Here is a 23277-nt window from a genome sequence, read left to right as displayed (position 1 = left end):
CCCGTTCGACGAGCACGCCACATCCCTTCGGTCGTGCCCGATACACTTTGCTCACTTTGTCGGAGCGAGTGGTTCGAGGGCGAGTGAGCGTAGGGCGTGTGCGTCGGGTTCTGTTGTCGCTGACCGTGTTTCTGTCGGTCGGACTGTTCCTCCAACCAGGGTTCCAGCCGGGGTCGGCGAATGCGCTGGGAATCGGCGGGATCCAATTCCCCGACATCGATCCGCCGGTCTCGATCGGCGACCAGGATCTGACCCGTGCGAAGCCCGAATGGTTACCTCCCGCCCTCGGGGAGAACGCGTCGGTGATCCTGGTGCCCGGAACCACCGACTACGACGGCTCCGACCAGATGGCCAGGACGGCGGGGATCGGCTTCTACGATTCGCCCGACGGCGTGGACCACCAGCCGCCGATCACCATCGTCGACTATCCGGCGGCCTTCGGCCTCAACGTGTTCGGCATCCGGATCGACCTCGCGGGCGTCGGGACGTTCAACGACTCGGTCGACGCCGGGACCGCGACCGGCGTCGACGACGCCTATGCGGCCTGGCGCAAGCAGGGGCAGCAGGGCACGGTGATCGTCAACGGCTACTCCCAGAGTGGCCCGGTGGCGATGAACATCGCCTACGAGTTGCACAAGGATTATGTCAACGGGGTGGAGGGAGCCATCCCGGACGAGAACATCGTCGTGGTCGTCGGTGCGGACTCCCGCTTTCCCAACACGGGCGTGGAGAACGTCGTCCCGAGTTTCATGGACGGGATGTACACCAACGGTGATCGGGATCCGGCCGATACCGGTGACATCAAGGTCATCTCCTACTGCGTCCAGGGTGATGCCACCTGTGGGGTGGGCAACCCGTTCGCCGACCCGATCGGCACCTTCTTCTACCTGATCCCCGGCTTCTACACGCACGCATTCCTCGAGAGCCACGTCAACGACTACACCGAGGTCAAGAAGTGGGACAGCGACGACGGCAACACCACCTACGTGGTGCTCAAGGGCGACGGCGGCGGCAATCCGTGGGGAATGATGCTGCGTGACGTCGGCATCCCCGTACCGAAAGAGGTCGACGAGGCGCTGAACACCTTGATCCCGGTGCCGATGCCGGGCGAGCAGGCGGAGATCGGCGGCCACGTGATCCCGACGCCGCGGGAGTTGCAAGAGCAGATCTATGAGCGGCTCGGCTGGACTGTTCCCGCGACCGATCCGGACGTCCTCGACAAACGTGCACCGAGCGACGTCGATCCCACGACACCGGCAGCGACCACACCGGCAGCCACCACACCGGCGGCGCCCACCCCACCGGTGGCGAGCGCGACAACCGAGTCGACCTCATCGGCATCGGAGGCGACGACAACGACCGCGCCGGACACGCCGACCCCCGCGCCGGCGGTTTCGGCGACGACGGCTACGGAATCCGCCGACTCCACATCCGCATCCGAATCCGAATCCGAGCCCGGGATGGCGTCGGACCCCGCTGGGGAGCCGACCCACTCCGAGGCAACGGCCGATCAGGCCGGCCCGGATTCGTCGGATGGCAGGTCGTCGGGCGATTCGCCGGACTCGGAATCGGCCTCGGACACCTCGGATGACACGTCCGCCGATGGCGCCGGGCCGGGGGCCGGACGAGTGTCCGGCGACGCGCCCGCGCGGTCGTCAAGAGGTGAGTGACCTATCTGACTGCGTCGCCCCCATCAAATGAGCCCATGCTATGTTCGTCGCACGTTTTTGTGAGCCGGGTGACAAATGCACTGCTCCCGGTGCATCGCGACCCGACGTGGACGTGATGCAGGCATCGACCGCGGGGGTCCGGTCTGCCCGGTGTGAACCAGACAGGGTGAGAACTATGAGCGTGGGTGTCGTGCGCGAGTCCGCCGCGGGCGAACGCCGAGTGGCGTTGGTCCCCAAGGTGGTCGGCTCGCTGGTCGGTAAGGGTGTCCCGGTGATCGTGGAATCGGGCGCCGGCCTCGGGGCGTTGATCCCCGACGAGCATTATGTCGAGGCGGGTGCGTCGATCGGCGACCCGTATTCGGCGGACGTGGTGGTCCGTGTGGCGCCACCGTCGGACGACGAGATCGGTAAGTTGCGCGACGGGCAGAAGCTGATCGGTTTCCTCGCGCCGCGCAACGCCGACAATCAGATCGGTGCGCTCAAGGCCGCGGGCGTCGAGGCGTACGCGGTCGAGGCCATTCCGCGCATCTCGCGCGCCCAGGTGATGGATGCGCTGAGTTCGCAGGCCAACGTCTCCGGGTACAAGGCGGTCGTCGTCGCGGCCGATCTCTCCACCCGGTACTTCCCGATGATGACGACGGCGGCGGGCACGGTGAAGCCGGCGACGGTACTCGTGCTCGGTGTGGGTGTCGCGGGGCTGCAGGCATTGGCCACGGCCAAACGCCTCGGCGGTCGCACCACCGGATACGACGTCCGGCCGGAGGTGGCCGAGCAGGTGCGATCGGTCGGTGCCCAGTGGCTCGATCTCGGTATCGATGCCGCCGGTGAGGGCGGGTACGCCCGCGAGCTCACCGACGACGAGCGTGCCGCGCAGCAGCAGGCCCTCGAGGATGCGATCAAGGGATTCGACGTGGTCATCACCACCGCACTGGTGCCGGGTCGACCGGCGCCCCGGTTGGTGACGGCCGCTGCGGTGGAGGGCATGAAGGCAGGCAGCGTGGTGGTCGACCTCGCCGGTGAGACCGGTGGCAACTGCGAGCTGACCGAGCCCGGTGAGACCGTCGTCAAGCACGACGTCACCATCGCGTCGCCGCTGAATCTGCCGGCGACGATGCCCGAGCACGCCAGCGAGCTGTATTCGAAGAACCTCCTTGCACTGCTGGAACTCATGCTCGACGACAACGGCGCTTTCACACCGGATTTCGACGACGAGGTGTTGGCCGGAGCCTGTGTCACCCGTGAGGCCGGGGCGAGCGAAGCAGGAAACAAGACAGGGGCGAGTGCCTGATGTACAACGAACTGCTTGCGAACATCGCGATCCTGGTGCTTGCCGGGTTCGTGGGATTCGCCGTTATCTCCAAGGTCCCCAACACATTGCACACTCCGCTGATGTCGGGCACCAACGCCATCCACGGCATCGTGGTGCTCGGTGCGCTGGTCGTGCTGGGTTCATTGCCTGCCGACGCCAATTGGGGCGTACGCATCATCGCGTTTGTCGCGCTGGTGTTCGGAACGCTCAACGTGGTCGGCGGCTTCGCGGTCACCGACCGCATGCTCGGCATGTTCAAGGGTAAGAAGGAGACCGCCAAGTGAGCGCGCCCGTCCTGCAGTCAACCAGCCTGAACCTCGCCGTGGAATCGTCCGGCCAGGTATCCGAGGGACTCGGCTACGGGGTCACCGTCCTCTACATCGTCGCGTTCTCGTTGTTCATCTACGGCCTGATGGGCCTGACCGGACCCAAGACCGCGGTGCGTGGCAACTGGATCGCCGCGACCGGTATGGGTATCGCGATCATCGCGACCCTGCTCGGTGTGTACAACAACGCCGGCGATGCCGGGGTGCCGACGATCAACTGGGTGCTGATCGTGGTGGGTCTGGCAGTCGGTGTGGTGCTGGGCATCCCGCCGGCACTCAAGACCAAGATGACCGCCATGCCGCAGCTGGTGGCGTTGTTCAACGGAGTCGGTGGCGGCACCGTCGCGCTGATCGCGTGGTCGGAGTACATCGAGACCGACGGTTTCACCGCGGTCGGGGAGACCCCGGATGTGCACGTGATCGTCGGGTCGCTGTTCGCCGCGATCATCGGTTCGGTGTCGTTCTGGGGGTCACTGGTCGCGTTCGCCAAGCTACAGGAACTGCTGAACAAGAACTTCGAGAAGTCACTGGTCAAGGCGGCCAAGGGTTTCCAGTTCGCCAACATCGTTCTCGCCATCGCGGCCGTCGCGATCGCCGTGTACATCGGCCTGCGTGCCGACTCCACCTCGGCGACCCCGTGGTTCTGGATCGTGCTGCTGCTGGTGATCGCCGGGCTGATGGGCTTGTTCGTGGTGTTCCCGATCGGTGGCGCCGACATGCCGGTGGTCATCTCGCTGCTCAACGCGTTGACCGGTCTGTCGGCTGCGGCGGCAGGTCTGGCGCTCAACAACCAGGCGATGATCGTCGCCGGCATGATCGTCGGCGCGTCCGGCTCCATCCTCACCAACCTGATGGCAAAGGCGATGAACCGGTCGATCCCGGCGATCGTGTTCGGTTCCTTCGGCGGTGGTGACGACGCCGCCGGTGGCGGACCGGGTGCTGCCGGCGGCACGGTGAAGGCCACCTCGGCCGCCGACGCCGCGATCCAGATGGCCTACGCCAACCAGGTGATCGTGGTGCCGGGTTACGGACTCGCGGTCGCGCAGGCCCAGCACGCGGTCAAGGAGATGGCCGCGCTGCTCGAGGGCAAGGGTGTGGAGGTCAAGTACGCGATCCATCCGGTCGCCGGGCGTATGCCCGGGCACATGAACGTGCTGCTGGCCGAGGCCGACGTCGCCTACGACGCGATGAAGGAGATGGACGACATCAACGGCGAGTTCAACCGGACCGATGTCGCCATCGTCATCGGCGCCAACGACGTCACCAACCCGGCTGCCCGTACCGATCCCAGTTCGCCGATCCACGGCATGCCGATCCTCAACGTCGACGAAGCCCGTTCCGTCATCGTGCTCAAGCGTTCGATGAGCTCCGGCTACGCCGGCATCGAGAACCCGTTGTTCTACGGCGACGGCACCAGCATGCTCTTCGGCGATGCCAAGAAGAGCGTCGACAGCGTCATCGAAGAGCTCAAAGCGCTGTAGAGCGCGCCATCGCGAACTGCCCCCGCGCCCGGAAACGGGATGAGCGGGGGCAGTTCTCTGTGCGGACAATCGCCACACGCATGCGATTGCCGATGAGTTTCTCGCGGGGGTGGTGTCTACCTCAACACAACACCACACCACCACCAACAGAGGAGCTCGTCATGGCCACCGCAACCGCCACCCCGTCCACCACGCGCGAGATCGCCCGCACCCGTAGCGTGTGGCAGATCGTGGGCATCGTCATCAGCGTCGTGATCGGCGCCTTCCTCGCCTTCGACGTCGTCGGCAAGCTGACGCGGCCCGAGGCCGTCGTCGAGGGCACCGCGAAGCTCGGATTCCCGCTCGAGCAGACATACGTCATGGGCGTCGTCCTGCTGATCTGCCTTGTCGTGTACGCGATCCCGCGCACCGCGGTGCTCGGCGCGCTCGGCATCACCGCCTACCTCGGAGGCGCGGTCACGGCCAACCTGCGGATCGAGTCGCCGCTTGTCAGCGCGACTCTGTTCGCGGTGTACGTCGGTGTGCTGATGTGGGTCGGACTGGTCCTGCGTCGCCCGGAGTTGTTGAAGGTCGTCGGATTGCGCAAGTGAGGCGCGTTCTGTCTCGGTCACGTCGGTCTCGCTCATCCGCGCAGGGTGAGCGAGACCGACATGTGTGGTGGATTGGATAGACGTGCTCGTTCGGGTGGCGGGCGTTATCGACTTGGGATCGGACGGGTGTCGTGGCGTTGCCCGACCACCCTACTGTTACGTGAGTGACAATTGTGACCAGAGTGACTCGACGTCGTGCTGCTGCGCTGGCGGTCATCGCCGTGGCGGGCATCGGCGGTGTGGGCGTCGGCACGATGCCCCTCGTATCGGAGCGATCCGTCGCTCCGGCGGCAACGAGTGTCGATCCGGCGACGCTGTACAACTCCGCTCAGCAGAAGTTCGCCGCAGGAGACGTGGCGGGTGGCCTCGACGCGATCAAGCAGGCTCTGGCGATCATTCCGGTCGATCCGGATGCGCTTGCTCTGCAGGCGATCTGGTCCGATCAGGCCGACGACGTCGCCACGCGGCAGGCCGCTCTCGCGCGGCTGCGTGGGATCAATCCAGCGTTGGCGACCGCTGCCCGCAACATCAACGAGGGAGTCGCGGAGGCCGCGAGGATCGTCCCCGACACCACACCGAAGGCCGTCGGCGGACGAGCCGCGATCGTCGTTCTCGGGTACGGGCTCGGCCGTGACGGGAAAATGGCACCCGAACTGGTCCGACGGGTGACCGCCGGCAAGGCTCAGGCCGAAACCACCACCACCGCACCGATCGTGGTCACAGGTGGCGTCCCCAAGGCCGGGATCACCGAGGCGGCGGCGATGAAGAAATGGTTGGTGGCAGCCGGTGTCGACGCAGCCCGGATCACCGAGGAGGGCCGATCCGGGTCCACGGTCGCCAACGCTCAGAACACTGCCGAGATCTTGCGTGGCCAGGGCATCTCCGACATCATCCTCATCACCTCGCCGAACCACATCCGGCGCGGTGCAGCAGATTTCGCGGCAGTGGGGATGCGGACCGTCGCGACCGTGACCACGGCGACCGACCTGGCCAAGTATGCGAAGCCGTTGACTCGCGACCAGCAGAAGGGAATCCGGCTCGAGGCAACCCGAACCGCCAAGATCCCGGCGTCCCGCCAGACCGGGCTGCCGTCGCCGCAGAACCTGCCGGACACCGGACCCGGGCTGATCACCGAGTTCGGCGGCAAGTTGCTGGAGACCCTCCTCGGGACGGGATCGTCGGAGGCCAACTGATCGGGCGCGTGATGCGTCGCCGTCGAAAACATAAGCGGTGATGCATGTTTCGCCGCCAGGCAGGCGGCGGTGAACCAGGACACAGTGCCGCCGTCAGATTGTCCGGTCTCACAGAACTCGCTACGTGGGGGAAACCTCGGCTCAACATCCCATCGGTACGGTCGAGTGCATGCAGATGCCGGAGATGTCCTCTTTGCACGAACTTCGCGCCAACCTGAGATACGACCTCCCTGCTTCGCTGGTCGTGTTCCTGGTCGCCCTTCCCCTCTCGTTGGGTATCGCGATCGCATCCGACGCGCCGGTGATGGCCGGTCTGATCGCCGCCGTCGTGGGTGGTGTGGTGGCCGGACTGATCGGCGGCAGTCCGTTGCAGGTGTCGGGCCCGGCAGCCGGACTCACGGTGGTCGTCGCGGAACTGGTCGCCAATTTCGGTTGGAAGATCACGTGTTTCATCACCGTCGCCGCCGGAATCCTTCAGATTCTGTTCGGCCTGAGCAAGAAGGCGGGAGCCGCGCTGGCGATCGCCCCGGTGGTGGTGCACGCGATGCTCGCCGGGATCGGCATCACCATCGCGCTCCAGCAGGTCCACGTGCTCCTCGGCGGCGAATCGGGCAGCACCGCACTGGAGAACGTGACCCAACTCCCGGCCAATGTGTTGAACGTCGACTGGCAGAGCGCAGTGATCGGTGGGCTGGTGATCGTCATGATGCTCACCTGGACCATGCTTCCGGTGGCGGTGCGCAAGGTGCCCGGACCGCTCGTCGCGATCGTCGCCGCGACCGCTCTGACGGTGATCCTCGGACTCGATATCGAACGGATTGCGCTGGACGGCAACCTCTTCGAGGCCATCGCACTCCCCAGCTGCCGACCGGCAACTGGGGTGCGGTGGTGATGGGCATCGTCACCGTCGCTCTGATCGCGAGCGTCGAATCGTTGTTGTCGGCGGTCGCCGTCGACAAGATGCACACCGGCCCGCGCAGCGACTTCAACCGCGAGATGCTGGGCCAGGGCGGCGCGAACATCACGTCGGGTCTGCTCGGCGGGCTGCCGGTCACCGGTGTCATCGTGCGCAGCACCACCAACGTCGCCAGCGGTGCGAAGACCCGGGCGTCGGCGGTCCTGCACGGCGTCTGGGTATTGGTGTTCGCCGTGTTGCTGACCGGGCTCGTGGAGCAGATCCCCACCGCGGCTCTGGCCGGTCTGCTGGTGGTCATCGGTATCCAGTTGGTCAAGCTCGCGCACATGAAGACCGCGCTGAAGACCGGTGATCTCTGGGTGTACGCGGTCACCGTGGCCTCCGTGGTCTTCCTCAACCTCCTCGAAGGGGTCGCGATCGGTCTGGCACTGGCCATCGCGCTGGTGGTCTGGCGAGTGGTGCGGGCCGACATCGTCTCGGAACCCTTCGGGACGGAGGGGTCGCGTCAGTGGCTGATCCACGCCAGGGGCTCGCTGAGCTTCCTGTCCCTGCCGAAGCTCAACAAGGCGCTGACCGCGGTACCCGAGGCCGCCCATGTGACCCTGGAACTCGACACGGACTTCCTCGACCACGCCGCGACCGAGGCGATCGAGGACTGGGTATGGGCGCACGAGGCGGCCGGTGGATCGGTCCTCGTGCTCGAGAGGGGCAAGGCCCGTCTGGAACACGCGCGTGCGGCACCGCCGCGACGTCACACCTCAGGCGCGATCGGACTCACGCCGTGGCGTAGTCGTCGGCCACACGCCGCGGCCACCGGCACCACCGCGCCCGCGCTCCGCTCGATCATGGGCGGTGTCTCGGAGTATCACCGCGATCACGTCGACATCCTGCGCGCGGCGACGTCCGACGTCATCCACAGCCAGGACCCGGACTCGTTGTTCCTGACATGTGCCGATTCGCGGCTGATGCCCAACATCATCACCGCGAGCGGCCCGGGTGATCTCTTCACCGTCCGCAATGTCGGCAACCTGGTTCCGGGTGAGGCGTCCACCGACACGTCGGTGGCCGCATCACTCGAGTTCGCGGTAGGCGAGATCGGTGTGAGTTCGGTTGTCGTCTGCGGACATTCGTCCTGTGGGGCGATGAAGGCCATGCTCGCCGGCGCCGACGCGGCCGGTGGCAAGATCGGATCGTGGCTGGGCCATGCCATCCCGAGTCTGGCGGCACACCGACTGGGTCATCCCGCCGGGCGTGCCGCCGCGGACGCGGGATTCGCCGAAGTCGATCAACTCGCCGTGGTCAACGTCGCCAAACAGGTCGAGAACCTGATGCGTGATCCGGTGGTGGGTCCCGCGGCCGCCGACGGCAGGTTGCGCGTGGTCGGTCTGTTCTTCGACATCCCCACCGCGCAGGTGTTCGAGGTGACCGCGACCGGCCTACAGCTCGCGGGTACCGAGGCGCACGCGGGCACCACACTCACGTAGTGGCGGTGCGCACCCGTGCCGCCGACGTCAGAACTCCACCGAACGGAAGTGGGTGATCAGGCGCCAGCCGTCGGGCGGTCCGTCGAGTCCGTCGAGAACATGGAACGAGATGCCCGGCGGCTGGCCGCGGTTGACGATGTCGGAGCCCTCGAACGGCAGGTTGAGTGTCGAGGCGACCCCGGGTGCGATCGCCAGCGGCCGACCGGCGAAGGTGGTGACAGATGGCGTGTGAGCATGGCCGCACAGGAAGGCGACGATGTTCGGATGCTGGTCGACGAGCGCGGCCAGTCGCTCTTCACCCATCTGCCGGATGGAATCCATGAACGGCATCCCCAGCGTCGTCGGCGGGTGGTGGAACGCGATCAGCACCGGGGTGGTCGGTCCGGCGGCGGCGATCTCGGCGGACGCCCAGGCGAGCGTGTCGTCGGTGAGGTGGCCGTCGTTGCGTTCGGGGATGGAACTGTCGCAGACCACGAACAACACGCCGCCGATCAGCGCGACCTGATTGACCGGTTCATCGGTCACCCGGCCCATCAGGTGAGCGTTGAAAGCCTCTCGTCGGTCATGATTGCCCGCGGTGATGAGCATCGGCAGCGGGCTCTCGAGCACCCCGAACGCCTCGCGGTACTCCGACTCGCTGCCCTCATCGGTGATGTCACCGGTCACCAAGAGTGCGTCGATGCCGTCGGCGCGGGCATTGATGTAGCCAAGCGTCGATTCGATACGGCTGCGGTTGTACCGCGTGCCATTGAAATGCAGGTCGCTGATGTGGGCGACGACAAACACACGCGCTCCTCGATGACGGACTCACCTGAGGCTAGTCACATCGGCGACGGAAGGCGCACTGAGCCCTCGATCCCCGCGCGTCCCGTCCGGACCGGGTGTTGACAGCCGGCGTCGGGCATATGAAAGTCGGCGGATGAGACTACGAGGTGGGCGGCAACGTGACATGGCGCGATTCGCCGGAGCGACTGCGGTGGTGACCGGTGGGGGTTCGGGAATCGGCGCCGCGCTCACCAGAGCGCTCACCTCCGCGGGCGCGAACGTCGTCTGCACGGATCTGGACGTCGCTGCGGCGGAAGCGGTCGTGGGTGCGACGGCCGGCGCGCCAGGGACGTCGCGGGCCGCGGCTCTCGACGTCACCGACGGCGATGCGGTCCGTGCCCTGATCGACGAGGTGGTGTCGACGGACGGACGCATCGACCTCATGTTCAACAACGCGGGGATCGTGCTCGGTGGGAACACCGAACTCCTGGCGCCCGACCAGTGGGACCACATCATCGATGTCAACATCCGCGGCGTGGTGCACGGTGTCGCAGCGGCTTACCCGCACATGATCCGGCAAGGCTCCGGGCACATCGTCAACACGGCGTCGATGGCCGGGCTCGCCCCGGCCGGACTGCTCACGAGTTATGTCATGACGAAACACGCGGTCGTCGGGCTGTCGCTGGCATTGCGGACGGAGGCCGCCGCGCGCGGCGTCGGTGTGCTGGCGCTCTGCCCGGCGGCCGTGGACACGCCGATACTCGACGCGCCAGGTGTCGGCGGGTTCACCGGGCGGACCTACTACCTGTCAGGGCAAGGGATCCGGACACCCTATGCGCCCGACCGGCTTGCGAGGGAGGCGCTCGGTGCGATCGTCGACGACAAGCCGCTGCTGGTGGTACCCGTCCAGGCGCGGATGGCGTGGCGCTTCTCGCGCATGGCGCCGGGCCTGATGCAGAAGCTGGCGGCGACATTCGTCGCCGATCAGCGGGTGCGCCAGCAGCTGTGACCCGTGGTCGACCGGTGCCCGCCTCGCACCGGTTCAGTGGAGGGCGCGGTCGAACAGCTTCTGCAGTTCCGCGAAGTGCTTCTCGGTGGCCTCGTGGTGATAGATCGCGGTGTCGGCCATCGTGTAGCCATGGTGGGCTCCCGGGTACACCGACGCGGAGTGGGTGACACCGCATGAGCTGAGTGCGTGCTCGAACGCGGCGACGGCCTCCGGGGGCAGCGACTGATCCTCGTCGGCGTGGATGGCGAGGACGTCGGCACGGACGTCGGGCAACCGCCGGTGCGGGCTGCTGTCGTCGTCGGTGACCAGGCCGCCGGTGTGGAACATCCCGATCGCGCCCACGACGTCCGGTCGGGTGGCCGCGGCGAGCAGCGCGAGACGTCCGCCCATACAGTAGCCGGTGATCCCCACGTCCCCGTCGGCGACGCCGTCCAACCCCCGCAGTGTGTCGATGTACGCCGACAGGTCCGGCGCGGCGAGATCGTCGGTGAGTGCCCGGACCCGGGGCATCACCTCCGTGAAGAAGTCGGCCCGGCTCGCCGGATCGGTGAGGTCGGCGGTGGGCTCGAGATCGGTTGCGGCACCGGAACGATAGAAGACATTCGGCGCCAGCACGACGTATCCCCACGACGCGATCCGATCTGCCATCTGCTTGGTCTGCGGGCGCAAGCCGATGGCGTCGATGGCGAACAACACACCCGGCAGAGGGCCGGAGGCGTCGTCCGGACGCGTGAGATAGGCGTCGGCCACGCCGTCGGGGGTGGAGATCGTGATCATCTCGTCGGACACAGGTGTTCCTTTCCACGATGGACAGGGGTTCAGAGATCTCCGGGCAGCTTGTCACGCCGGATGCCGCGCCAACTCGGGTGGCGCAGGTGCCCGGTGGTGGTCCAATCCATGAACCGGACCTCCCCGACGAGCTTCGGCAGCACCCACACCGCGCTCGACGAGACGGGCCTGTCGAGCTTGTCGACGAACGGACAGGTCTTGATCCGCAGCGGCTCGAGTTCGTCGGCGAGTGAGCGTAGTTGGGCATCGCTGAAGCCCGTGCCCACCCGCCCGACGTACCGTAGCCCGGTCTCCTCGGGCAGGCCGAGCAGCAACGACCCGATGGTGTTCGACCGGTTGCCGCGACCGGGACGGTATCCGCCGATCACGACCTCGATGTCGCTCCAGTTCTTGTGTTTGAGCCATTTGGTGGTGCGTCGACCCTGCTGGTACGTCGATGTCCGTCGCTTGGCGACCACGCCCTCATAACCCTGTTCGCGACTGTGCTCCAGTGCGGCCCGTCCGGGCCCGTCGAGCAGCGGTGGCACTTCCGCATATGCGGAGTGTGCGAACGCAGGTGCGAGTTCCTCCAGCAGCTCCCGTCGTTGCGACCACGGCCGGCGTAACAGTGACGTGCCGTTGAGGTACAGCACGTCGAAGATGTACAGCTTGACGGTGAGGTCCTCGGCGGTGGTGTTCCGCGCTGCGAGCAGCGTGAAGTTGGTGCGGCCGCTCGCATCGAGAGCCACCACCTCGCCGTCGAGAACCACGTCGATCAGCCCGAGATCGTCGGCGACAGAACGTAATTGGGGAAAATCCGCGGTCATGTCGATACCCGAACGCGACGTGAGGCGGAAATCACCGTCGATGTAGCGCAACAGGATCCGATATCCGTCCCACTTCCCTTCGAACGCCCAGTCGCGGCCGTCGAGGTTCTCGATCGACTCGTCGGTGGCCAGCATCGGGCGCGGATCGCGCAGACTGTCGGGCATGATCGGACGCGGCTCATCGCTCATCAGATGGGCGAGCCAATTCTTGTCGCCTGTCTTGATGAGTGCGTACCGACCCTGCACCCGACTGCCGTGTAATCGGACGATCACCTCGTTCTCGCGCCACTTCTCGGTCTCATATGTGCCGCGGTCCCAGATCTCCACGTGTCCGCCGCCGTACTCGCCGTGCGGGATGTCGCCTTCGAAGTCGGCGTAATCCATCGGATGATCTTCGGTGTGCACCGCCAGCCGGTTCTGCCCGGGGTCGTCGGGCAGGTTCTTCGGGACCGCCCACGAGACCAGCACGCCGTCGCGCTCCAACCGGAAGTCGTAGTGCAGGCGGCGTGCGTGGTGCTCCTGGATGACGAAGATCGGATCGGACGACGCATCCCCGTCGGCGCGGTCGCGGTGCGCTTCGTCGCCGAACGGCTCGGGAGTCTTGTCGGCGTCGCGCTTGCGACGGTATTCACCCAGGCTGACAACCGCGTTGGGGATGGGCGGGTCGGCGGTGGGCGGGTCCGTGGTGGGCCGATCCGTGACGGGGGGAGCCGCGGTGGCGGCCGCGACGACGGCGTCGGTGTCGAGGTCCCCGGCATCGTGCTCGTCGTCGAGGTCGAGGAGTAGGTCGCCCTCGGTGGCAACCCGTTCGAGGACCTCGTGGAAGAGCAGCTGGCCGATGTCGGGGTCGGTCAGCTCGTCCCAGGACCGCGGCGCGGCGACCCACGGCTGCTCGCGCCCGCGCATCGAGTACGGCGCCAGCGTGGTCTTCGACCCGCTGTTCTGGCTCCAGTCGATGAAGACCTTGCCGGCCCGGATCGACTTGGACATGGTCGCGGTTATCGACTCGGGATGTGCGGCGGCGAGGCTGGTGGCGATCTGCTTGGCGACCGTGCGCGCCGCGTCCGGAGAGACGGGGCGGTCGAACCGCGCGTACAGGTGCAGACCCTTGCCGCCGCTCGTCACCGGATAGGCGGTCAGGCCGGCGGCCGACAGCATGTCGCGGATCATCAGCGCCACCTCTGCGCACTGCGACAGCGGGACGTCCGGGCCGGGGTCGAGATCGAGGACGAGGCGATCGGCGTTGGGTGCCGTGTGCGGGTCGGGGACGCGCCACTGCGGGGTGTGCAGTTCCAGCGCAGCCATCTGTCCGAACCACACGAGGTCGGCGCGGGAGGTCGCAAGCGGGTAGGTGATGACCCGTTTGCTGTGCTGCTCGCCGAACCGCTCGAGCCAGGCGGGCGCCGACTCCGGTAGATCCTTCTCGAAGAACGGCATCGACTCCACGCCGTTCGGCCAGCGTTTGCGGGTGACCGGTCGCCCGGCGAGATGCGGGAGCATGACGTCGGCGATCCGCGAGTAATAGTCGATGACCTCGAACTTCCGGGTACCGGTCTCCGGATACAGCACCTTCTCGAGGTTGGTGATGGGGATGCGACGACCGTCGACCTCGAGAATGTCTCCGCCCGCCATGACGACCATTGTCCACGTTCCGGGCCGAGGTTTCGGGTAACCGATGGCACAATGAACCCCATGCGCTCGATCTGGAAGGGCGATCTGAGCTTTGGCCTGGTGAACGTCCCGGTCAAGGTGTATTCGGCCACGGAAAGTCACGACCGGAAGTCGTACCAAGTCGATTCCAAGGACGGGACGCGGATTCGGTATCGCCGGGTACGTGAGGGAACCGATTCGGAGGTCGATTACTCCGACATCGCAAACGCGTACGAGACCGACTCCGGTGAGACGGTGATCCTCACCAAGGAGGATCTGGGGATGCTGCCGGTGCAGAAGAGCCCGGAGATCTCCATCCTCGAGTTCGTCCCCACCGAACAGGTCGATCCGATCTACTTCGACAAGCCCTATTACCTCGAGCCGGCGTCGAAGTCGCCGAAGGCCTACGCGTTGCTCGCCCAGGCGCTGCAGAAGACCGACCGGCTGGCCATCGCCAACTTCACACTGCGCAACCGCACCAGGCTCGCGGCGCTGCGCGTCGTCGACGGTGTGATGACACTGCAGACCCTGCTGTGGCCGGACGAGGTCCGCGCCGCCGACTTCGACTTCCTCGGTGACGAACCCGAGATCCGACCTCAAGAACTCGAGATGGCCGCGTCGCTGATCGAGACCATGGCAAAGGACTTCGACCCCACCGAGTTCGAGGACACCTATCAGGTCGAGTTGTCCAAGCTCGTCGAGGCGAAATCCGAAGGTGCCGAGGCATTCCCGACGACGGAGGAGGACACGTCGGCCGACGAGGACTCCGAGGTGGCCGACCTGCTCGCGGCGCTACGCGCTTCGGTGAAGGACAAGGGAGCCTCCGACAGTTCGTCGGATGACGACGAGAAGAAGTCGGCGCCGGCAAAGAAGGCCGCAAAGAAGGCCCCCGCAAAGAAGGCCCCTGCCAAGAAGGCGCCCGCGAAGAAGGCCGCCGCCAAGCAGGAGCCGGCCAAGAAGACCACTGCCAAGAAGACGACGGCGAAGAAGTCGGCCTGATGCTGCGACCGCGGTGCGCGGATGGGGTGACAGTGTGATGACCGACGAGCCCGGACATCTCGATGTGCTTATCGTCGGGGCCGGTTTGTCGGGCATCGACGCCGCCTTCCGGATCACCGAACGCAATCCCGGCCTGCGCTACCGGATCGTCGAGCGGCGCAGCCGAATCGGTGGCACCTGGGACCTGTTCCGGTACCCAGGCGTGCGATCGGATTCCGACATCTTCAGCCTGAGCTTCCCGTTCCGTCCGTGGCCCGGGGACCGAACCATCGCCGAAGGTGACGAGATCCGCGACTATCTGGAGGACACCGCACGCGAACTCGGGATCGACGAACACATCGACTTCGAGGTGTCGGTCACCGCAGCCGATTTCGACACGACCACCGATCTCTGGACGGTCACGACCGAGGCGGGTGGGTCGCGTAGGACCTATGTGTCGCGATTCCTCTACATGTGCACCGGGTACTACCGCTACGACGAGGGATACCTGCCGGACTTCCCCCGCATGGCCGACTTCGGCGGCGTCGTCGTCCATCCGCAGTTCTGGCCGGAGGATTTGGACTATGTGGGAAAGAAGGTGGTGGTGATCGGCAGCGGCGCCACCGCGGTCACCCTGATCCCGGCGATGGCGAAGGCCGCGGCCGAGGTCACGATGCTGCAGCGTTCGCCGACGTTCATGTTGCCTCTCCCGTGGCAGGATCCGATGACGAGACTGCTGCGCCGGGTGCTACCGAACACGTGGTCACATCATCTGATCCGGTGGCGAAATGCTCTGGGTACCATGGCCTTCTACCTCTACTGCCGGGCCTTCCCGAAACTCTCCCGACGTACCCTCCGGCAGATCGCGATCCGGCTGCTGCCGAAGGGGTACGACGTCGACACCCACTTCCGGCCGCGCTACGAGCCGTGGGACGAGCGGTTGTGCATCATCCCCGACGGCGACTTCTACCGAACGATCCGCAACGGTGACGCCGACGTCGTCACAGATCAGATCGATCGATTTCTGCCGGGCGGAATACGTCTCGTCTCCGGCCGGGAACTCGACGCGGACATCGTGGTCACCGCCACCGGACTCCAGTTGATCGCTTTCGGCGGTGCGTCGCTGAGCATCGACGGTCGCGACTTCAAGCCACACGACAAGTTCGCCTACCGCGGATACATGCTGAACGACGTGCCGAACATGGCGTGGTCGGTCGGTTACACCAACGCGTCGTGGACCCTTCGCGTCGATCTGACCAGCCAGGCCTTCGCGGACCTGATCGCGCACATGGACGAGCACGGTTACACCCACGCGTATCCGACGGTCGGGTCGGCGGTACTCCCGGAAGAACTGCTGCTGGCCCTCGACTCGGGGTACGTGAGACGATCCGCGACACTGCTGCCCAAGGCTTCGTCGGAAAGTCCGTGGCGCGTGCGGCACAACCTGATCCTCGATGCCATCGACGCGCGACGGTACGACGTGACCGAGGCGATGGTGTTCGGGACCGTCGAGCCACGGGTCACCGCGCCCTCGGCCTGAATAATCGCTGGCCGGGCGGGGTGGCGATCCGGCAAGCTCGACATGTGAGCACCGAGTCCGGTCGGCAGATGTCCGACCATGGTCTGTCCGTGGCGCTGAGGCCGTTCGCGTCGCGGCAGTACCGGCTGCTCGCCGTCGGGCTGGTGTTGGCCATGTTCGCCGACGGCGTGTGGACCGTCGGTGTGGTGTGGCAGGTCATCGAGATGGGTGGCGGGCCCGGCCGGCTCTCCGCCGTCACGGGTGTGGCCGCCCTCGGCATGGTGGTCTCCACCCTCGCCGGTGGCGTGCTCGCCGACCGGGTCTCGCAGCGCCTCATCATGATCGCGCTGGAGATGGTGAAGTTGCTGGCGTTCGCCGTCGTGGGAGTCGCCGCCATGCTCGGCGTGCTGAATCAGCCGTGCCTGGTCGCCGCGGCCTTTGTCGGCGGCGTCACGATGGGGATGTACTACCCGGCGTACTCGGCGCTGCTGCCGAGCATCGTCGAGCCTCGACAGTTGCAGGCCGCCAACGGGATCGAGGGATTCCTGCGTCCGGTCGTCTTCCAGGCGCTCGGCCCGATGGTGGCCGGTGGCGCGATCTCCATCGCCTCGCCCGCAGTGGCAATCGTGCTGGCGGGCTTCGCGAGTGCGGCGTCGTCGATCTTCTACGTCGCCATGGAGCCGGTGCGGGTCCGGCGTGAGCGCAGCGAGATGCCGGTGCACCACCCGTTCGTCTCGGTGTTGACCGACATCGCCGAGGGTTTCGCCTACATGTGGCGGACCCCGTGGCTCTGGGCGACGTTGTTCTTCGCCTGCATCCTGGTGCTCGCCACCATGGGGCCGATCGAGGTGCTGGTGCCGTTCGCCCTGCGGGAACGGGTGCACGGCGGTGCCGGCGACCACTCGTTGGTGCTGGCGGCGTTCGGCATCGGCGCGGCGTTGTCGTCGCTGGTGTTCGCCTCGATCCCGATGCCGCGGAGATATCTGACGGTGATGTTCTCGATCTGGGGTCTGTCGAGTGTGCCGTTGGTGATCATGGGATTCGCCGACAGCACGTGGATGTTCGTGGTCGCCGGGTTCCTGATGGGCATTCTCTTCGACGGTCCGATGGTCTTGTGGGGCACGCTGTTGCAGCGTCGGGTGCCACCGGCACTACTGGGGCGGGTCGCGAGTCTCGACTTCTTCGTGTCCGTGGCGTTGATGCCGGTCTCGATGGCGATTGCGGCACCGATGAGTCACGCGATCGGGTTGACCGCCACCTTCGTGGCGGCCGGTCTGCTCCCGGTGCCGGTCGCGGCGAGCTTCTACCTCGCCGCGCGCCTGTGGCGTGACGAGATCGATCACCCGCTGCGGATTCAGGTGACCGACAATCCCAAGGTCCTCACCTGATCCGTTCCGGCGGCGCCACGAGGTGTTCGGCAGCAGCTGCGACGGTCAGCTCGGTCAAGGCATCGAGGATCGGCGAGCTGAGTTTCCAGTACTGCCAGAACAGCGGGACGTCGACATGGTGGTCGACGATCGGGACCACCCGGCCCGCGGCGAGCGCGTCGGCGATCTGCACCTCGGGTACCGCACCCCAGCCGACACCGAGTTCCACGGCGAGGTGGAACTCGGTGGAGGCGGGGATGTAGCTGATCGGCGGCGAGACGGGTTGCGCAGCAAGGGTTGTCAGAACATCGCGCTGGATGTAGTCGTTGCGGTCGAACAGCACCATCGGCGCACGGGACAGGGCTGGCGCACTCGGTCCGTCCGGGAGCCAACGGGCCACGTAATCCGGTGTGGCGACGGGCAGATAGCGCATCGATCCGAGTGCTCTGGTGGTGCAACCGCGGATGCCGAGCGGATCGGAGGTGATGGCGGCGAGCACTTCTCCCGACTGCAGGAACCGGGTGTTCTGGCTCTCGTCGTCGCGGACCACCTCGATGGCGACCGGATGCTCGTGGTGCATGCGTGCGAGAACCGGGAGGAACCAGGTGGCCAGTGAGTCCGCGTTCGCCGCGATCGGGAGGTGGATGCGCGTGGAGTCCTCGCCGCCGGAGCCGCTGCCGAGGAGTTCGGAACGGGTCTCCTCGACCAGCAACTCCCATTGCTTGGCAAGGCGCACGAGCACCTCACCGTCGGGCGTGGCGGTGGCGGGTTTGGTCCGGCGGAGGACCACCCGGCCGACCGAGGTCTCGAGTGCCTTGATCCGCTGGCTGACCGCCGATGGCGTGATGTGCAGTGTCGTCGCGGCTGCGTCGAAGGTGCCCTCGCGAAGAACTGCGGCAAGGGTCAGCAAGCCTTCCTGGCTGATCTCCACGCCCGCCATCATAAGCTCTGCTGATGATTCGTGAAAAACATTCGCTGGATTGTCGGTGCGGTCGGCCTTAGCGTCGTTGCCATGAGCACTTACGTCCTTGCCGCGATCGCCGGGTTGCTGACCGGCGCCGGGCTGATCATCGCGATCGGTCCGCAGAACGTCTTCGTCATCCGACAGGGCGTGGCTCGCGCGCATGTCGTCCCCGTCGTCGCGGTGTGCGCGATCTCCGATGTGGTGCTGATCGTCGCGGGCGTCGCCGGCCTGGGCGCTCTGGTCTCCGCGCATCCCGCGGTCATCACGCTCGCCAAGGTCTTCGGCGGGGGGTACGTGATCGTGCTCGGGCTGCTGGCGGCGCGTCGGTGCCTGCGGAGCACCGAGGCGATCGTGACCAACGCCGGTGAGGCGAACACCGCGAGCCGTTGGGCGGCGGTCGGGATGACCCTGGCCCTCACATGGCTCAACCCGCACGTCTACCTCGACACGGTGCTGACGATGGGAGCCATCGCGAACAGTCACGGAAATGCCAAGTGGGCGTTCGCCGTCGGCGCCTGCCTCGCGAGCCTCCTGTGGTTCGTATCGCTCGGTGGTGGTGCCACCAGGCTCGCCCACCACTTCGCGTCGCCGAGATCGTGGCGGATCCTCGATGCCGTCGTCGCGGTGGTGATGCTCGCGATGGGGGCCATGCTGATCGCGTCGGTGGGTTCCTGAGGCCCTTCGTGACGCTCGCGGGCTCGCTCCTCAGGGAGCGGGGTGGCCGCGGGCTCGCTCCTCAGGGAGCGGGGTCGCCGCGGTGTCGCTCCCTCAGGGAGCGGGGGTCACACCCTGGCGGGTTCGGGCTTCCAGAGCGCCGGGTCCACCTGGGTCTCGATCGAGATCTCCCGGATGGCCGATCCCTCGACGTCGACATTGGGCACGATGCGGTCCAGCCAGCCGGGGAGCTTCCACGCCGAGTCGCCGAGCAGCGTGATCACCGCGGGCACCACCGCCATCCGGATGATGAAGGCGTCGAAGAAGACCGCCGCCGCGAGCGCGAAGCCCATCATCTTGGCGATCGTGTCCGGCGCCAGCATGAAGGCCGCGAACACGGAGATCATGATGACCGCCGCCGACGCGACCACCCGGGCACCGTGCTGGTATCCGATGATGACGGAATCCTTCGCCGAGACGCCGTGCACGTACTCTTCGCGCATCCGGGTCACCAGGAACACCTGATAGTCCATTGCCAGACCGAACACCACGCCGACCAGGAAGATCGGCAGGAACGAGATGATCGGTTTGGTGTGGTCGATCAGTCCGAAGTCGCCCTCCTGGAAGATCGCCACCGTCGCACCGAACGTCGCGCACACCGAGAAGAGGAACCCGATGGTGGCGATCAGCGGGACGAGCAGCGACCGGAAGACGATGGTCAGGATGATGAAGGCCAACCCGACCACCACGATGAGGAACGGGATCAACGCCGAACTGAGTTTCGACGAGATGTCCGACATGATCGCGGTCTGGCCGCCGACGTTGATGGTGGCACCGTCGGGCGCGCTCGCGCCGTAGTCGCGGATCTGTTCCATCAGTTCATGGGTCTGTGGACCGCTCGGCGACTGTTCCGGCGTGACCGAGATCAGCGCGGCCGTCGCGCCGGCCTGCGGGTTGGCCGGGTCGGAACCGTTGCCGATCCAGGTGATCTGGGCCGGGTTCGCCACGTTGTCGAGGCTCTTGACCTTCTCGACGACGGCCGTCGCGGCGGGGGCCACGTCACCGCCGTCGGCGTCGCTCACGACCACCAGCAGCGGACCGTTCACACCCTCGCCGAATCCGCGGTTGAGCAGCTGCGTGGCCGCATACTCGCTGTCGGTGGTCGACTCCATCCCGAGTTCCATCTTGGTCATCGGGATCGCGGCGACGGCCAGCAGCACGAGCCCGACGATGGCCACCGGTAGCGGGTAGCGGGTGACGAACCGTGCGAAGCGCAAACCGTTCGACGGCTCCGAGTCGGGTTCGTCGCCGTGCCGGACACCCGGGATGCGGGGCTTGAACGCGAATCGTCCGAAGGCGCCGAGGAGTGCCGGGATGAGCGTGATCGCGCCCAGCACGGCGACGAGGACGGCGACCGCCGCCGCAACGCCCATCTGGGTGATGAACGGGATCCCGACCACCGCGAGCGCGGCGACCGCGACCATCACGGTGAGGCCGGCGAACACGACGGCCGATCCCGCGGTGCCGACCGCTCGCCCGACGGCGGCCTCACGACTGCCACCCAGATTCAGCTCGGACCGATACCGGGACACGATGAAGAGCGCGTAGTCGATCGACACGGCGATGCCGAGCATCGTGATGATGGTGGTCGCACTCTGCTGGACGTCGATGATCTTGGCGCTCAACGTGACCAGCATGATGGTGATGCCGACGCCGAGGATGCCGGTGACGATCGGGATGAACGCGGCGATGAGCGCGCCGAACGCGACGATCATGATGACGAATGCGATGGCGAAACCGAGGAGTTCGGCGACGCCGCCCTGCTCGAAGACCTGCATCAGCGAACCGGTGCCCTGGACGTCGAGACCGCCGCCGCGGAACTCGGACAGCAGATCCTCGAACTGTTGCATGTCCTCGCCGGTCAGGTCCTGCACCGGGATGTCCTGGCGGATCTGGATCAGACCGACCTTGCCGTCGTCGCCGAGCACCGCGGACGCCATCGCAGGGTTCTGCGCGGCGGCGGTGACCGGGTTGACGACGGTCTGCGAATCGATCACCTCGGGCAGGGTCCGCGCCTTCGCGACGAGTGCATCGATCTGCTCGGTGTGATTGGCCAGCCCGTCGTCGGCGGCCACCAGGATGCTGGTCGACGCCTTGAGCTGCTGTTCGTTGATCGCCGAGAAGTCGGACTTCATCACCGACATCGCGCGATCCGAGTCGGTACCCGGCAACTCGAAGTCGGTGGAGAACTTGGGTGCGACCGCGCCGACGATCGCGCCGAGCGCGATGATCACGGCCAGCCAGGCTCCGACGAACCACCACTTGTGTCGGAACGTGAAACGCCCGAGCCGGTACAACCACAACGCCACGACGACCTCCCAATCGATGTGCCAGCCAGCCTATCGGGCGCGCCCGGGAGACCTGTGTGACAGCTCCCACTCACGACGGGGCGAACCCTACGATGTACCCATGATCGCCCCGATGAGCGTGGAGTGCCGACCGTGACCGAATCCGCCGAGACGCCCATGGCCGGTGCCGGCCGCCTGCGCCAGAACGAGATCTACACGCAAGGCATCCACGGGCGCAGGCCGCGAGTGCCCACCGACCATGCCGAACTCGAACGCCAGGCGCGGCGCGCGATGTCGGAGCGGGCGTGGGCCTACATCGCCGGCGGTGCGGGCGAGGGCTCCACGATGACGGCGAATCGCGCCGCACTCGACCGGTGGGCGATCGTGCCCCGGGTGCTGCGCGACGTGTCGTCGCGGACCACCGGCATCGAGCTGTTCGGGCAGCATCTTCCGGCGCCCGTGCTGTTCTCGCCGGTGGGTGCCGGCGCGCTCGCCGCTCGCGACGCCGACGTACACATCGGGCATGCGGCCGCCGAACTCGGTGTGCCCTACATCTTCTCGAATCAGGGCAGTGCCCCGATGGAGACGGTGGCGGCCGAGATGGATCGGGTCCGGCCGGGCGCGCCACGCTGGTTCCAGCTGTACTGGTCCACCGACGACGAGCTCGTCGACAGCCTGCTCGCGCGTGCCGAGAAGATGGGTGCCGCCGCCGTCGCGGTCACGCTCGACACCACGATGCTCGGCTGGCGCCCGCAGGATCTGAACCTGGGGTCGTTGCCGTTCGCGCGGGGGGAGGGCATCGATCAGTACACCTCGGACCCGCGCTTCACCGAGATCGTCGCCGAGCGCGTCCGATCTGCCATGGGCGGCCAGCGTCCGGAGATCTCCCTCGGCGCCATCAAGACCCTCTTCTCCATCGCCCGCAACGCGCCGGGCCGGATGCGTGACAACCTGCGCAGGCCGGAGCCGAGGGTCGCGGTGCAGACCTTTCTCGACATCTACTCACGGCCCTCGTTGAACTGGGACGACATCGAGGGGTTGCGTGACCGGACGTCGTTGCCGATCGTTCTCAAGGGGGTCCTGCATCCCGACGACGCGCGCCGGGCCGTCGATGCCGGTGTCGACGGGATCATCGTGTCCAACCACGGCGGCCGTCAGGTCGACGGTGCGATCGGCTCGATCGATGCCCTCGCGGCGATCGCTCCTGCCGTGGACGGGCGGATCAAGGTGCTCGTGGATTCGGGTATTCACACGGGCGCCGACGTCTTCAAGGCACTCGCACTCGGCGCAGACGCCGCGTGTATCGGCCGTCCGCACATGTATGGTCTCGCGCTGGCCGGCGCCGACGGCGCGCGCGATGTGGTCGCCAACATCATCGCCGAACTCGACCTCACGCTCGGGCTGGCCGGGCACACATCCGTCGCCGACGTGAATCCGACTGCGTTGCAGCGGGTGTGAG

The 23277-nt window shown here is 66.7% G+C and carries 17 protein-coding genes and 1 pseudogene; 13 read left to right on the top strand and 5 right to left on the bottom strand.

Annotated features, from left to right (window positions below; genetic code table 11):
• Positions 1-98 precede the first annotated feature (98 nt).
• The 7 genes and pseudogenes from GTV32_RS13355 to GTV32_RS13325 all read left to right on the top strand — a co-directional run bounded on the left by GTV32_RS13355 (position 99) and on the right by GTV32_RS13325 (position 8969).
• Positions 99-1670, top strand: coding sequence for a hypothetical protein (locus GTV32_RS13355; RefSeq protein WP_161060728.1), 1572 nt, complete (start codon positions 99-101; stop codon positions 1668-1670).
• Positions 1671-1845: 175 nt separating this feature from the next.
• On the top strand, positions 1846-2958 hold the full coding sequence (locus GTV32_RS13350) for a Re/Si-specific NAD(P)(+) transhydrogenase subunit alpha (RefSeq protein ID WP_161060727.1): 1113 nt from the start codon (positions 1846-1848) through the stop codon (positions 2956-2958).
• On the top strand, positions 2958-3263 hold the full coding sequence (locus GTV32_RS13345; RefSeq protein WP_124708935.1) for an NAD(P) transhydrogenase subunit alpha: 306 nt from the start codon (positions 2958-2960) through the stop codon (positions 3261-3263). Before GTV32_RS13350 ends, GTV32_RS13345 begins: the two co-directional genes overlap by 1 nt.
• An 11-nt stretch (positions 3264-3274) precedes the next feature.
• Complete coding sequence (locus GTV32_RS13340; RefSeq protein WP_202422552.1) at positions 3275-4786, top strand: NAD(P)(+) transhydrogenase (Re/Si-specific) subunit beta; 1512 nt, start codon at positions 3275-3277, stop codon at positions 4784-4786.
• A gap of 161 nt (positions 4787-4947) precedes the next feature.
• The gene (locus GTV32_RS13335) at positions 4948-5376 is read left to right on the top strand and encodes a DoxX family protein (protein WP_161060726.1); all 429 of its coding nucleotides are present in this window, start codon (positions 4948-4950) and stop codon (positions 5374-5376) included.
• Positions 5377-5558: 182 nt separating this feature from the next.
• The gene (locus tag GTV32_RS13330) at positions 5559-6569 is read left to right on the top strand and encodes a YdcF family protein (RefSeq protein ID WP_343287319.1); all 1011 of its coding nucleotides are present in this window, start codon (positions 5559-5561) and stop codon (positions 6567-6569) included.
• Between the two features lie 169 nt (positions 6570-6738).
• Positions 6739-8969: pseudogene (locus tag GTV32_RS13325) on the top strand (bifunctional SulP family inorganic anion transporter/carbonic anhydrase).
• A gap of 27 nt (positions 8970-8996) precedes the next feature.
• Here the strand turns inward: GTV32_RS13325 and GTV32_RS13320 are convergent.
• A complete protein-coding gene (locus GTV32_RS13320; protein ID WP_161060725.1) occupies positions 8997-9755 on the bottom strand; it encodes a metallophosphoesterase in 759 nt (252 codons plus the stop codon).
• Positions 9756-9918: 163 nt separating this feature from the next.
• On the opposite strand from GTV32_RS13320, the gene GTV32_RS13315 reads away from it, so the two are divergent.
• Positions 9919-10743: an SDR family NAD(P)-dependent oxidoreductase gene (locus tag GTV32_RS13315; RefSeq protein WP_161060724.1), complete on the top strand. Its 825-nt coding sequence runs from the start codon at positions 9919-9921 to the stop codon at positions 10741-10743.
• A 33-nt stretch (positions 10744-10776) separates the two neighbouring features.
• On the opposite strand, the gene GTV32_RS13310 is transcribed toward GTV32_RS13315, so the two are convergent.
• Together GTV32_RS13310 and GTV32_RS13305 are read right to left on the bottom strand one after the other, a co-directional pair.
• Positions 10777-11532 carry a dienelactone hydrolase family protein gene (locus tag GTV32_RS13310; protein WP_343287318.1) on the bottom strand — a complete coding sequence of 252 codons (756 nt, stop codon included), beginning with the start codon at positions 11530-11532 and terminating at the stop codon, positions 10777-10779.
• A gap of 29 nt (positions 11533-11561) precedes the next feature.
• Entirely contained in the window at positions 11562-13970 is a 2409-nt protein-coding gene (locus tag GTV32_RS13305; RefSeq protein ID WP_161060723.1) for an ATP-dependent DNA ligase, read from the bottom strand.
• Positions 13971-14021: 51 nt separating this feature from the next.
• Between GTV32_RS13305 and GTV32_RS13300 the strand changes: the two genes are divergently transcribed.
• From GTV32_RS13300 to GTV32_RS13290, 3 genes are all read left to right on the top strand, one after another.
• Positions 14022-14987 (top strand): Ku protein, encoded by a 966-nt coding sequence (locus GTV32_RS13300; RefSeq protein ID WP_161060722.1) that lies wholly within the window; start codon positions 14022-14024, stop codon positions 14985-14987.
• Positions 14988-15024: 37 nt separating this feature from the next.
• Positions 15025-16506 (top strand): NAD(P)/FAD-dependent oxidoreductase, encoded by a 1482-nt coding sequence (locus GTV32_RS13295; protein WP_161060721.1) that lies wholly within the window; start codon positions 15025-15027, stop codon positions 16504-16506.
• Between the two features lie 68 nt (positions 16507-16574).
• Positions 16575-17873, top strand: a complete 1299-nt coding sequence (locus GTV32_RS13290; RefSeq protein WP_161062514.1) for an MFS transporter — start codon at positions 16575-16577, stop codon at positions 17871-17873.
• Here the strand turns inward: GTV32_RS13290 and GTV32_RS13285 are convergent.
• Positions 17866-18783: a LysR family transcriptional regulator ArgP gene (locus tag GTV32_RS13285; protein WP_161060720.1), complete on the bottom strand. Its 918-nt coding sequence runs from the start codon at positions 18781-18783 to the stop codon at positions 17866-17868. The genes GTV32_RS13290 and GTV32_RS13285 overlap by 8 nt on opposite strands.
• 81 nt (positions 18784-18864) lie before the next feature.
• Here GTV32_RS13285 and GTV32_RS13280 point away from each other — a divergent pair, with 81 nt between their 5' ends.
• Positions 18865-19491, top strand: a complete 627-nt coding sequence (locus tag GTV32_RS13280) for a LysE/ArgO family amino acid transporter (protein WP_161060719.1) — start codon at positions 18865-18867, stop codon at positions 19489-19491.
• A 107-nt stretch (positions 19492-19598) separates the two neighbouring features.
• Here the strand turns inward: GTV32_RS13280 and GTV32_RS13275 are convergent, their stop codons facing one another.
• A complete protein-coding gene (locus GTV32_RS13275) occupies positions 19599-21839 on the bottom strand; it encodes an MMPL family transporter (RefSeq protein ID WP_161060718.1) in 2241 nt (746 codons plus the stop codon).
• 156 nt (positions 21840-21995) lie between these two features.
• Between GTV32_RS13275 and GTV32_RS13270 the strand changes: the two genes are divergently transcribed.
• A complete protein-coding gene (locus tag GTV32_RS13270) occupies positions 21996-23276 on the top strand; it encodes an alpha-hydroxy-acid oxidizing protein (RefSeq protein WP_161062513.1) in 1281 nt (426 codons plus the stop codon).
• Position 23277 lies beyond the last annotated feature (1 nt).

The organism is Gordonia sp. SID5947 (genome assembly GCF_009862785.1).
Taxonomy (GTDB): Bacteria; Actinomycetota; Actinomycetes; order Mycobacteriales; family Mycobacteriaceae; genus Gordonia.
This window is presented reverse-complemented; position numbering and strand designations above follow the sequence as displayed.

Bases quoted from the DNA above. Each gene is read 5' to 3' on its own strand.
- GTV32_RS13350 (WP_161060727.1), top strand. From the start codon at position 1,846: ATGAGCGTGGGTGTCGTGCGCGAGTCCGCCGCGGGCGAACGCCGAGTG.
- GTV32_RS13345 (WP_124708935.1), top strand. From the start codon at position 2,958: ATGTACAACGAACTGCTTGCGAACATCGCGATCCTGGTGCTTGCCGGG.
- GTV32_RS13335 (WP_161060726.1), top strand. From the start codon at position 4,948: ATGGCCACCGCAACCGCCACCCCGTCCACCACGCGCGAGATCGCCCGC.
- GTV32_RS13315 (WP_161060724.1), top strand. From the start codon at position 9,919: ATGGCGCGATTCGCCGGAGCGACTGCGGTGGTGACCGGTGGGGGTTCG.
- GTV32_RS13305 (WP_161060723.1), bottom strand. From the start codon at position 13,970: ATGGCGGGCGGAGACATTCTCGAGGTCGACGGTCGTCGCATCCCCATC.
- GTV32_RS13300 (WP_161060722.1), top strand. From the start codon at position 14,022: ATGAACCCCATGCGCTCGATCTGGAAGGGCGATCTGAGCTTTGGCCTG.
- GTV32_RS13295 (WP_161060721.1), top strand. From the start codon at position 15,025: ATGACCGACGAGCCCGGACATCTCGATGTGCTTATCGTCGGGGCCGGT.
- GTV32_RS13290 (WP_161062514.1), top strand. From the start codon at position 16,575: ATGTCCGACCATGGTCTGTCCGTGGCGCTGAGGCCGTTCGCGTCGCGG.
- GTV32_RS13280 (WP_161060719.1), top strand. From the start codon at position 18,865: ATGAGCACTTACGTCCTTGCCGCGATCGCCGGGTTGCTGACCGGCGCC.
- GTV32_RS13270 (WP_161062513.1), top strand. From the start codon at position 21,996: ATGGCCGGTGCCGGCCGCCTGCGCCAGAACGAGATCTACACGCAAGGC.